At 61.5% G+C, this 10435-nt stretch carries 11 protein-coding genes; 2 read left to right on the forward strand and 9 right to left on the reverse strand.

Going from position 1 to position 10435, the window contains the following annotated elements; all coding sequences use genetic code 11:
* Nucleotides 1-33: 33 nt before the first annotated feature.
* The 3 genes from VGL22_RS15435 to VGL22_RS15445 all read right to left on the reverse strand — a co-directional run bounded on the left by VGL22_RS15435 (nt 34) and on the right by VGL22_RS15445 (nt 2243).
* Nucleotides 34-840, reverse strand: a complete 807-nt coding sequence (locus VGL22_RS15435) for a hypothetical protein (protein ID WP_465267834.1) — start codon at nt 838-840, stop codon at nt 34-36.
* A gap of 101 nt (nt 841-941) precedes the next feature.
* Entirely contained in the window at nt 942-1733 is a 792-nt protein-coding gene (locus VGL22_RS15440) for an SDR family NAD(P)-dependent oxidoreductase (RefSeq protein WP_465267835.1), read from the reverse strand.
* 210 nt (nt 1734-1943) lie between these two features.
* Entirely contained in the window at nt 1944-2243 is a 300-nt protein-coding gene (locus VGL22_RS15445; RefSeq protein WP_465267836.1) for a hypothetical protein, read from the reverse strand.
* Between the two features lie 152 nt (nt 2244-2395).
* On the opposite strand from VGL22_RS15445, the gene VGL22_RS15450 reads away from it, so the two are divergent.
* Nucleotides 2396-2827 carry a hypothetical protein gene (locus VGL22_RS15450; RefSeq protein WP_465267837.1) on the forward strand — a complete coding sequence of 144 codons (432 nt, stop codon included), beginning with the start codon at nt 2396-2398 and terminating at the stop codon, nt 2825-2827.
* 21 nt (nt 2828-2848) lie between these two features.
* On the opposite strand, the gene VGL22_RS15455 is transcribed toward VGL22_RS15450, so the two are convergent.
* Together VGL22_RS15455 and VGL22_RS15460 are read right to left on the reverse strand one after the other, a co-directional pair.
* Nucleotides 2849-3439 (reverse strand): YcxB family protein, encoded by a 591-nt coding sequence (locus tag VGL22_RS15455; RefSeq protein ID WP_465267838.1) that lies wholly within the window; start codon nt 3437-3439, stop codon nt 2849-2851.
* Between the two features lie 46 nt (nt 3440-3485).
* Complete coding sequence (locus VGL22_RS15460; RefSeq protein ID WP_465267839.1) at nt 3486-3656, reverse strand: hypothetical protein; 171 nt, start codon at nt 3654-3656, stop codon at nt 3486-3488.
* Between the two features lie 137 nt (nt 3657-3793).
* On the opposite strand from VGL22_RS15460, the gene gcvT reads away from it, so the two are divergent.
* On the forward strand, nt 3794-4969 hold the full coding sequence (gcvT, locus tag VGL22_RS15465) for a glycine cleavage system aminomethyltransferase GcvT (RefSeq protein WP_465267840.1): 1176 nt from the start codon (nt 3794-3796) through the stop codon (nt 4967-4969).
* Nucleotides 4970-5032: 63 nt separating this feature from the next.
* Here the strand turns inward: gcvT and frr are convergent, their stop codons facing one another.
* The 4 genes from frr to gyrB all read right to left on the reverse strand — a co-directional run bounded on the left by frr (nt 5033) and on the right by gyrB (nt 10193).
* Complete coding sequence (gene frr / locus VGL22_RS15470; protein ID WP_465267841.1) at nt 5033-5620, reverse strand: ribosome recycling factor; 588 nt, start codon at nt 5618-5620, stop codon at nt 5033-5035.
* An 85-nt stretch (nt 5621-5705) separates the two neighbouring features.
* Entirely contained in the window at nt 5706-6611 is a 906-nt protein-coding gene (lipA, locus tag VGL22_RS15475) for a lipoyl synthase (protein WP_465267842.1), read from the reverse strand.
* A gap of 94 nt (nt 6612-6705) precedes the next feature.
* The gene (locus VGL22_RS15480) at nt 6706-7506 is read right to left on the reverse strand and encodes a hypothetical protein (RefSeq protein ID WP_465267843.1); all 801 of its coding nucleotides are present in this window, start codon (nt 7504-7506) and stop codon (nt 6706-6708) included.
* A gap of 98 nt (nt 7507-7604) precedes the next feature.
* Nucleotides 7605-10193, reverse strand: a complete 2589-nt coding sequence (gene gyrB / locus VGL22_RS15485; RefSeq protein ID WP_465267844.1) for a DNA topoisomerase (ATP-hydrolyzing) subunit B — start codon at nt 10191-10193, stop codon at nt 7605-7607.
* Nucleotides 10194-10435 lie beyond the last annotated feature (242 nt).

Consider the following 10435-nt stretch of genomic DNA (forward strand, 5'->3'; position numbering starts at 1 on the left):
TGCGCTTCGCCGCCTCCCGCCAGCCGTTTCCGCCTACTTCTTGATCCGCTGCGCCACCGCGTTCACATCCCAGAAGTCCGCACCAAGATCCTGGTTGTACTGCACCTTGTCAATGTAGGACTGCCGCACAATCTCGCCATTCTTGTAGCGCGTAACCCGCAGCGGCGTGGGGATCCCGTCGAACACGTGATAGTCGTCGTACTCCTCGGTGTCGGTGTTCTTGTCCTTGTACAACGGGTCGCGCCACTGGAACGACCGCTGCAGCGGAAGATGCGTCTGCGCATCCATCAGGATCGTAATGGCCTCGTTCTCCGGCGAGATCAGCGTCACCTGGTCGGCCAGATGACGCGACGCCAGGTGCTGCCCTTCGTCCACCATGATGGTCTTGGGATCGTTCATCCAAACCTTCAACGCTGTCTCCAGCGAGTGATCGCGCCGCCGCAGGTACTCGTCGAGCTGCTCCTGCGGCACCGCCCGCTTACCGCGGTACGTGCACTCCCACCCTTCGCGGCCAATGTAGAACGTCACCACATCCCGATGCTTGGTCGCTTCAACGCGGTCGCGGTCCGGCCATGCGTGATAGTCAAACAGCTCCAGTGTCCCCGGGTCCGGAGTGCCGTGATAAAAGCCCGCCGCGTGTGCGTGCTGGTAACGGTTCTTGATGTTCAGCCACGCATCTCCGCCCAGGGCCTGCAGCATGGCGTCCAGCTTGGCGCGTGCCTGCTGCGCGTTCTTGGCGGCGTCGTCCTGCACGGCTTTGGTCTGCGCGTCTTGTCCACGCAGCGCGACAGGGGTAAACAGCAGTGTGGCTCCCAAGGCGACCAACACGAAACGGCGCATCCAGTCTTCTCCTCACCCTGAGGCAAAGTTGAGATGAGTCTTGCCCCTCAATCCCTTTGACGCTGATCCCTGCCACACGCGGATTGCCCCGGCAGAAATCTTCAACCCACCAGCACAGCACCGCCATTCACGTTCAGCACTTCGCCCGAGATAAAACCCGCCAGCGGCGTGCACAAAAACAGAACCGGCCCCGCGATCTCCCGCGGTTGCCCCGGCCTGCCTACAGGAATCCCCGCTGCCACCTTCGGTCCCAGCTCCGGATGCGCCAGCGTCCCCTGCGACATCTCCGTGAACACCCAGCCCGGCGCTACGCAGTTTACCCGAATCCCCTTGGGCGCGAGTTCGCTCGAAAGACTCTTCGTCAAGCTGATCAGCGCTCCCTTGGTCACCGCATAGTCGGCGTGGAACGCCTCGCCGCGCTGCCCCGCCGTCGAGCTGATCAGCACAATGTGTCCCGCAGCCTGGGCCGCGTCTGTTGACTGCCGCTCCATCTGCGCCACCGCCGCCTGCACCAGCCCAAACACGGAGTCCAGATTCACCGCCATCGTCTGCCGCCACTGCTCCTCGGCCATCGTGGCAATCGGGGCATCGTGCGGGGGCCAGATCCCGTGATTCACCACCAGCGCGTCCAGCCGTCCAAACGCCCGCACCGCGGCTTCCACCAGCGCCCGGCCGTCCGCCGGAGTAGCCAGCTCCTGCTCAATCGCGATGCATCGCTCGCCCCCGCCGCATTCCGCCGCGAGAGCTTCGGCCCGTTCCCGCGCCTGCCGGTAGCTGAACGCCACCCGCGCCCCGGCTTCCGCGAATAGCCGCACTGTCTCCGCACCAATCCCGCGCGAGCCGCCCGTGATCAGCGCAACCTTCTCTTCCAAAACCAGAGGAACTCCCGCCATAAGCCCACCCTAAAGCCTTGGCCATGAAAGAGTAAAGCCCACCCGCAGGTAGGCTCAGGCGACCGAGGTGGTCGTTTCAACATTTGATGGCTGAAGCAATCGTACCTGTGCGAAAACTGCGGCCCCGCGGCTGACTTGCTAACCTGCTACGCCGCGAAGCGCCGCTCACTTGCGGCTTTGAGGAAAAAACAACTGCCGCTTCGGCTTGCGCTACTCGCCCTCTTCCGGCTCTTCTTCCTCGTAATCGCCCTCAACGGATATGCGCAGCGAGCGTAGCCAGTCCCGGTCCGTCTGGGTGAAAGGAGCCTCCTCCGAACCCTCCTCCGTCTCCTCATCGGACTCTTTCGATGAGACTTCGTTCAGGCCAATCGTAGCCTCGAGCATCAGCAGCACATCGAAACCGTGCTTCCGGATGTCCTGCACAACTCCGGCAATCTGCTCACTTTCAATTACGGATTCATGGATAGCCTCGCCCAGTTGCTGGATCAGTTCGCGCAAACGAGAATTCAAATCTACCTCCAGGCGACGGCCAATGCGTCGAGCAAAGCCGCAAGCGGATTGGGAGTTTTATCTACCTTACTTCCAGTGCCGGCCAAGAGCAAACCGCGTGCCAATTTGCGCCTCGCCGCCTGCCTTGCCTCACTGCTAACATCATAGACGGCATGAAACCGCAGACCGTTGGCCGCTTTCTGGGAGTTGGGATTCGCGTCGCCGGACGCATGGCAGGCCAGCGCCTCGCCGCTAGTCCCTCCTCGTCCGCGCCTCCAGCCAACGCAAGCGCCGTCAGCGGCTCCGCAAGTCCTCTGCCGTCCCTGGGCCAGGCCGCTCGAAACACAGCCGTTAACGCCGGCCGGGTAGGGAAGGGAATGGGCGGCTTCCTCAGGCCCTTTGGCCGCGTGGGCGGCATGGTCTTGCTCGAGGTCACAGGCGGCTTCTTCTTCCTTTTCGTTATTCTGTTCGCCAACTGGACATGGAAGCTCCGCACCCAATACGCCCAGGGACCCGACCACTCCAAGTTCCTGGTCTACGCCATCCTTACCATCGCCTTCCTATATCTCTCCGTCAGCTCGTTCTGGCGCGCCAGGCGCAAGTAGCGGCGGCTTCCTCGCGGAGAATCACTTCTTCGGCAGCACCGACAAGAGCAGCCCGCGCAGCTCACCCTGCTGAGTCTCTGCCAATCCCGCCGCATTGATAATGAAGTACGTCCCCGACTTGTTCACCAGGACAATCACACGCTTGCCTTCCTGCCAGTAGTCGAAAAGACTCCACTGCATGCGCGATGACACACCAGCCGTGTTCTCCACCGCCAGCGCTTCCGGCGTTACGTCGATCGTGTACGTCCCCTGCATCGCCGGGTCCTTCAGGTACTGCCGCCGCATCCGCCGGGGTCCCATCTGAAAGAGCATGAAAATCCATATGAGGGCAATCAGCACAAACGGCCCCACATTCACCAGCAGAGCATGCGCGGATAATCCTTCATTCTGTGCGGGAACCGGGCTCTCGTCCATGCTTTGTTCCGTGACCGCCGCTGACGACGATTGCGTCCGTGGGTGATTCGTCCGCTGCACAACGGCCCACAGCATCATCAGGCACACCAGCATGAACACCCAGAACATCACAATTTTGATGGTCCGGTTCCCAAAGCTGCCCCCGACCCGCAGCTTCCATGCGCGCCGGTAGTCCGCCTCGCTTACCCGATAAGTCATTTGCATGATTGGAGCGAATTATAGACCGGCTCTCCCGCGGACGGCGTCACAACAGCGGCTTGTTCTCCCGCCGCAACAGCCGCCATACCCCCAACGCGATCGCCACCAGGCCCAGCCCATAGGCGAACCATGCTTTTTCGCCTGTATGGATCGTCCAGCCCCTGTAAAGCGCGAACATGCCCATCCCGAAAAGTAGAACCCCGCGAATTGCGTTCATGGTAAAAGCCCTCTGCCTCGCCTTTCACACCATGGTAAGACGCTCCACGCGCGGTTGACCTTGCCCCTCTCCGGTCCCTATCGTTGGAAAGGGCCCGCGCGGAACCACGCTCCCGCACGCCACACGAAAGGGAACCCATGAGTACACCTGTCGCACCCGCCGCCACCACGCTCAAGAAGACCGCACTCAACGCCACCCACCGCGCACTCAAGGCGAAGATGGTTGACTTCGGCGGCTGGGACATGCCAGTCGAGTATCCCGGCAACGGCGGCGGCCTCATCGCCGAGCACAACGCCGTACGCACCAGCGTTGGCCTGTTCGACGTCAGCCACATGGGCGAGATCCAGTTCCGCGGCCCCGCCGCCATGGACGCCGTGCAGTACATCACCATGAACGACGTCACCAAACTCAAGGATGGCCAGGCCCACTACTCCGCGCTCCTCACCCCTCAAGGAACCTTCGTCGACGACATCCTCGTGCACCGCCTCGGCCAGAACGACTGGCTCCTCGTCGTCAACGCCGGCACCAAAGACAAGGACTACGCCTGGATTCGCCAGCAACTCGGCGGCCGCCCCGGCGTGCACATCAGCGACTACTCGCCGCACTACTCGCAAATCGCTGTCCAGGGCCCCCGCGGCCTCGACACCCTGCGGAAGCTCACCAAAGTCGATCTCGCCGCCATCAAGAACTACTGGTTCACCTGGGGCACCATCGCCGGCATTCCCAACATCCTCATCGCCCGTACCGGCTACTCCGGCGAAGACGGCTTCGAGGTCTACATCCCCTCCGACCAAGCCACCACCGTGAAAATGTGGGATGCCCTCATGGACGCCGGCGCCGAATACGGCATTCGCCCCTGCGGCCTGGGCGCGCGCAACACCCTCCGGCTTGAAGCCGGCATGAGCCTCTACGGCCACGAGATCAGTGAAGAAATCAACGCCCTCGAGCCCGGCCTCGACCGCTTCCTCAAAATCGACAAAGCCGATTTCATCGGCCGCGACGCCCTGCTTGCCGTGTTAAATTCAGGCGGTCCGAAGCGCAAGATCATCGGCCTCGAAATGATCGAGCGCGGCATCGCCCGCGACGGCTACCCGGTGCTCGATCTCGATGGCAAGGAGATCGGCGTCGTCACCTCCGGCTCCCCCGCGCCCTTCCTCAAAACCAACATTGCCCTGGCGCTGGTTCCCCTGGAAGTCGCCACCGCCGGCTCCGATGTCCTCGTCCAGGTCCGCGCCAACCAGGTCCGCGCCAAACAAGTCCCCATCCCCTTCTACAAGCGCGCCAGAAACAAACCCATGCAGCCCGCGCTATAGACCAGTTCTGCCGGTTGAAAGAGGTAAATTTCGAAAGGACCCGGATCCGCCGGTGGGGATGCCTCACACCTGCATCACTTCCACTTCTTTCCTGCGGGACATCTCTTCCATCTTGCGGATCTCTTCATCCGTCATCTTCTGCACTTCTTCCAGAGCCCGCTTCTCTTCGTCTTCGCTGATCTTCTTGTCCTTCGCAAGTTTCTTCAGCGCATCGTTCCCGTCGCGGCGCACGTTGCGCACCGCCGTGCGATGCTCCTCGAGCACTTTGTTCAAATGCTTCACCACATCGCGGCGCCGCTCCTCCGTCATCGGCGGAACAGGTATACGGATGATCTTCCCATCAGTCTGCGGATTGAAACCAAGATCCGAGGCCTGAATCGCTTTGTCGATCTCCTTCACAATCGACGGATCGTAAGGCTGAATCAAGATCATCTGCGCCTCCGGCGTCGACACCTGCGCCATCTGGCTCACCGGCGTCGGCGTGCCGTAGTAGTCCACCTTGATTGCGTCCAGCATGTGCGCGCTGGCCCGGCCCGTGCGGGTGGCCGAAAGCTGCGACTGGAACGTCGCCACCGCCTGGTCCATGCGCCGCTTCAAATCGCCGTAAACATCTTTCAGTGCCGGAATCCCGGCCATTGCAGAGACTGCCATCGGTTGTTCCTCGCTTCAAGAGCGTTTTGCCAGAGGCTATTCTACAACTGCTGCCGGACGGAGTTGGTGGCTGTGGCCCGCGCGATTACGCCAGCGCGTTCAATCCCGTCGACGCCGCCTGCTCATGCGCGTGATAGCTCGACCGCACCAGCGGCCCGCTCTCCACATGCCGAAATCCCATCTGCAGCGCCGCGGCCTTCAACTCCGCAAACTCTCGCGGCGCGTACAAACGCGCCATCGGCAGATGGTCGCGCGAGGGCCGCAGATACTGCCCAATGGTAAGAATGTCGCAGCCCACCTTGGCCAGATCGCGGAACACGTCGAGCAACTCATGCGTCTCCTCGCCCAACCCCACCATAATGCCTGATTTCGTCACGCCCGCCGGATTCAGCTCCTTCGCATAGCGCAGCAGTTCCAGCGTGCGCTCATACCGCGCGCCACTGCGCACCACCCGATACAACCGCGGCACTGACTCGATGTTGTGATTCAGAATCTCCGGGTTTGCATCCACCACCACCTGAATGGCTGACCGATCTCCCTGAAAATCGGGAATCAGCACCTCCACCTTGCAGCCCTTCGCCTGCCGTCGGATCTCGTCGATCACCATTGCGAACACACGCGCTCCGCCCACCAGGTCATCGTCGCGGTTCACACTGGTGATCACCGCGAACTCCAGCCCCAGCGCCGCCACCGCTTCGGCCACGCGCCGCGGCTCGTCAAAATCAATCGGCTCCGGCCGCCCTTTAGGCACGGCACAAAACCCGCATCGCCGGGTGCACAGATTGCCCAGCAGCATGAAGGTAGCGGTCTTGTGGTGCCAGCACTCGCCAATGTTCGGGCAGTGCGCGCTCTCGCACACCGTGTGCAGGTTAAGCGAGCGCGCCAGTCGCTTCAGGGAGTGGTAGTTCTCGCCCATCGGCGCGCGGGCCTTCAGCCACTCGGGCTTGGGCGCAGGAGCACTTCGCGCCGGCGCAATCTGAACCAGATCCATCACTCTTTGATTCTACCGGGAAGCTCCGCCACACGCCGGAAAGCACACTGCCCACCTCTTCTGCAGGTGGGCAGTGTTTAGGCTGGAAACTTGTTTACCGCTCATGCAACTGCGGGTCCCCAGGCGCGTTGTTAGCTTCCGTGATGCGCACCGGATTCTGCAGCTTGAACGTCAGCAGCGTCTCTGCCGGAAGCACGATCTGCTTGTTCCCGGTGAACGCCGAGCCTGCCGCTCCGGCGCCGCCGCCCGCCAGCGCGCCAATCGCCGCGCCTTTGCCGCCGCCCGCCAGCCCGCCAATCAGGGCGCCCAAACCCGCGCCGCCACCTGTGATCACCGCGCTGCGCTTACCCTTACCCTGCTCAGCCTTCGAAATCGAAGAGGTTTCCACCGGATAGCTGCCCCACGTCGAATGCACGTGGCTCAATCTCACCGCCAGCAGAGCTCCGCCCTTGAACTTGCCCAGCGGCTGCGCATCCACCACCTGGCCGTCTGCGCGGGAGCCCTTGGCAATTACGACAACACCATTTGCGGTCACGTCCTCCGCCACCGTCGCGGAGAAATTTTCACCGGCTCGGCTGTCCTTCGAGCTGAGAGTGTCATCCAGCCGAACCGGAATTTCCGTTCCGGCAGGCAGTTCCACCACCTGTGGCGGAGGCGGTGCCGCCGGACGGTGCTCCCGCCGCTCGCGCGTCTGGCCGTTGCCCGCCTGCGCGGGTTGATTCGGTTGCGCCGGCCCGCTCGCCGCCGGCTGCTGAGGCTGTTGCGTCTGGTCCGCTGGCTGCGTCTGATCGGCGGGCGCGGGGTTATTTGCTTGCTGATTATCCTTTGCGTGACAACCACCTAAGAACATCGCAGTTGCCAAGAGGACGGGAAGACTGATGTGGGACACGTTCATACGCCAGCTCCTTCAAACGGAGAGTTTTGCAGGAACTACCTGATGTGACAAAGAGAGCCGCCCGCAGGCGGCCCTCAACGAATTGGTTCTCTCCATGGTTAGATGTCGAGGTTCTTCACGTCAAGCGCATTGTCTTCGATGAACTTCCTGCGCGCCTCAACATTCTCTCCCATCAGCGTCGTGAAAATTGTTTCCGTTTCAGCAATATCCTCGAGCTTCACTGACAGAAGCGTGCGCCGCTCCGGATCCATTGTCGTCTCCCAGAGCTGCGTCGACGTCATCTCCCCCAGGCCCTTATAACGCTGCACCTGGTAGTCCTTCTTGCCCTGGTCCACAATGTAGCTGAACAGTTCCCGCGCCGTCTGCTTCTCCACCGGATCGCGCGGAATGCGCGAAGCCTTGGGAGCCTTCGCCTGCGTCGCGCTGCCCGGCGCTGCCGCGCCCTCCGCATCCGGCTCTTCTTCCTCCGGATGGTCCTCCTGACCCGCACCCTTCTGAATGAACTCGATCAGAAACGGCGGCTCCAGGTATTCCTTGATCTGATTGAACTTCGACATCATCTGCCGGAATTCCGGGCTCGACGCCAGCGTCCAGTCGACACAACGCGAGGCGCCCTGCGAATCCGTATAGCAGACCGACCAGGTGTGGTGCTCTTCGTCCTGCACCGGCTCATGCACCTTGATCTGGAGAGCCTCCGCCTTGCCCTTGAGCTGCCCGAGCACAGCCGCTATCTTCTCCGGAACGTCGCCATTATGAGCCGAGCTGAAATCCGCACGATGCGTCAGTTCAGCGCGCGCCAGCAACTCCACAATCTGCTCGTTGCGGATGCGCTTGTCCACCTTCTCCACCAGGTTCAGGTACTCGCCCAGCGTGCTCATGAAACGCACGCGGTCCGCGCCCTCAATCTTCTGCGCGTTCTCGCCGTGCCGGATCACCGTGCCCTCCGACGCGCGCTTCACCATCACCTTTACAAACTCGCGGTCGTCCTTGATGTACTGCTCAAACCGGCCCTTCTTGATCTTGTAGAGCGGCGGCTGCGCAATATACACGTTGTCGCGCTTGATCAACTCCGTCATGTGCCGGAAAAAGAACGTAAGCAGCAGCGTGCGAATATGCGAACCATCCACATCGGCATCAGTCATCAGGATGACCTTGCCGTAGCGCAGCTTGGCTACGTCGAAGTCGTCCTTGCCAATGCCCGTGCCCAGCGCCGTGATCATGGCGCGAATTTCTTCGTGACCCAGCATCTTGTCGTAGCGGGCCTTCTCCACATTCAGAATCTTGCCCTTCAGCGGCAGAATCGCCTGGAACCGTCGGTCCCGCCCCTGCTTCGCCGTTCCGCCCGCCGACTCACCCTCGACCAGGTACAACTCGCAGCGGTCGGGATTGCGCTCCGAGCAGTCCGCCAGCTTGCCCGGCAAGCCGCCGCCTTCCATCGCGCCCTTGCGCCTCGTCAGGTCGCGCGCCTTGCGGGCAGCTTCGCGCGCGCGCGAAGCTTCAATCGCCTTGTTGATAATGCGCTTGGCTACCGGCGGGTTCTGCTCCAGGAACATCCCCAGCCGCTCGTTCACAAACGCCTGCACAATCCCCGCAATGTCGGAATTCAGCTTGCCCTTGGTCTGCCCCTCAAACTGCGGCTGCGGCAGCTTCACGCTGACCACCGCCACCAACCCCTCGCGCACATCGTCGCCGCTCAGGTTCTCCTTCATGTCCTTGAACAGCCCAAGCTGCTGACCGATCGCATTGATGGTCCGCGTCAGCGACGTGCGGAACCCCGACAGATGCGTTCCACCATCCACGGTGTTGATGTTGTTCGCAAAGCTGAACACCGTCTCCGAGTAGCTGTCGTTGTACTGCAGCGCGATGTCGATCTCTACTCCGTCGCGCCCCGCTTCCATCACGATCGGCTTTTCATGCAGCACCTGCTTGCCCCGGTTCAGGTGCTTCACAAACTCCGCAATCCCGCCCGCATAGCGAAACTCGGTGCGCTTCGATTCCCCCGTCTTGGGGTCGCTGGTGCGTTCATCGGTAAGCGTGATCTCCAGCCCCTTGTTCAAGAAGGCGAGTTCGCGCAGCCGCTGTGCCAGCGTGTCGTAGTTGTACTCGGTGACCGCGAAAATGCTCTTGTCGGGCAGAAAATGTATCTTCGTCCCAAGCCTCTTGCTGATGCCCACCTTACGCAGCTCGCTCACCGGCAGCCCGCAGCTGAAGTCCATCTCCCAGGTATGCTCGTCGCGCCAGATCTCCACGTTGAATTCCTGGCTCAGCGCATTCACGCAGCTCACGCCCACCCCGTGCAAACCGCCCGACACCTTGTAATTCGAGGCGTCGAACTTGCCCCCCGCATGCAGCTTGGTCAACACCACCTGCACCGCCGGCATCTTTGACCCGTCCGGCAGCGTCATCATGTCCACCGGGATGCCGCGCCCATCGTCGATCACCGTGATCGAGTTGTCCACGTGGATCGTTACTTCCACTTTCGTCGCGTATCCGGCCAGCGCTTCGTCCACCGAATTGTCCACCACCTCGTACACCAGGTGATGCAGCCCCATCTCGCCCGTCGACCCGATGTACATCGCGGGGCGCAGGCGGACGGCTTCAAGACCTTCCAGAATCTTGATGTTTTCGCCGGTATAGCTGTTCTTTGGGTTCAAATCGTCGGGTAAAGGGGTAACTTCAGTCGCCATTCAGAATCCATCCGGGCATTCGCTTCCTGATCCCAAGGGGGAAAATCGGTTCCGAACCAGGTGCTTGCACACTTGCATTTTTCGGATTAACCGCTTGAAAAAACGAGGGCTTTGGGCGAATTTGCCTGGTTCGATTTTACCACGCCGGCGCTGCTTTGATTCGCCCCGCCACTGCCCCCACCCCTATCCCCCCTGACCAATCTCGTCTAGAATAAAACGTGACCTAAGTAATCTAACTTTTG

This window comes from Occallatibacter sp. (assembly GCF_036502485.1).
Taxonomy (GTDB): domain Bacteria; phylum Acidobacteriota; class Terriglobia; order Terriglobales; family Acidobacteriaceae; genus Telmatobacter.

What these genes read in the sequence shown, in the direction of transcription:
- gyrB (WP_465267844.1), bottom strand. Translation starts at nt 10,193, where the DNA reads ATGGCGACTGAAGTTACCCCTTTACCCGACGATTTGAACCCAAAGAAC.
- lipA (WP_465267842.1), bottom strand. Translation starts at nt 6,611, where the DNA reads ATGGATCTGGTTCAGATTGCGCCGGCGCGAAGTGCTCCTGCGCCCAAG.
- VGL22_RS15435 (WP_465267834.1), bottom strand. Translation starts at nt 840, where the DNA reads ATGCGCCGTTTCGTGTTGGTCGCCTTGGGAGCCACACTGCTGTTTACC.
- VGL22_RS15455 (WP_465267838.1), bottom strand. Translation starts at nt 3,439, where the DNA reads ATGACTTATCGGGTAAGCGAGGCGGACTACCGGCGCGCATGGAAGCTG.
- VGL22_RS15450 (WP_465267837.1), top strand. Translation starts at nt 2,396, where the DNA reads ATGAAACCGCAGACCGTTGGCCGCTTTCTGGGAGTTGGGATTCGCGTC.
- VGL22_RS15480 (WP_465267843.1), bottom strand. Translation starts at nt 7,506, where the DNA reads ATGAACGTGTCCCACATCAGTCTTCCCGTCCTCTTGGCAACTGCGATG.
- frr (WP_465267841.1), bottom strand. Translation starts at nt 5,620, where the DNA reads ATGGCAGTCTCTGCAATGGCCGGGATTCCGGCACTGAAAGATGTTTAC.
- VGL22_RS15440 (WP_465267835.1), bottom strand. Translation starts at nt 1,733, where the DNA reads ATGGCGGGAGTTCCTCTGGTTTTGGAAGAGAAGGTTGCGCTGATCACG.
- VGL22_RS15460 (WP_465267839.1), bottom strand. Translation starts at nt 3,656, where the DNA reads ATGAACGCAATTCGCGGGGTTCTACTTTTCGGGATGGGCATGTTCGCG.
- gcvT (WP_465267840.1), top strand. Translation starts at nt 3,794, where the DNA reads ATGAGTACACCTGTCGCACCCGCCGCCACCACGCTCAAGAAGACCGCA.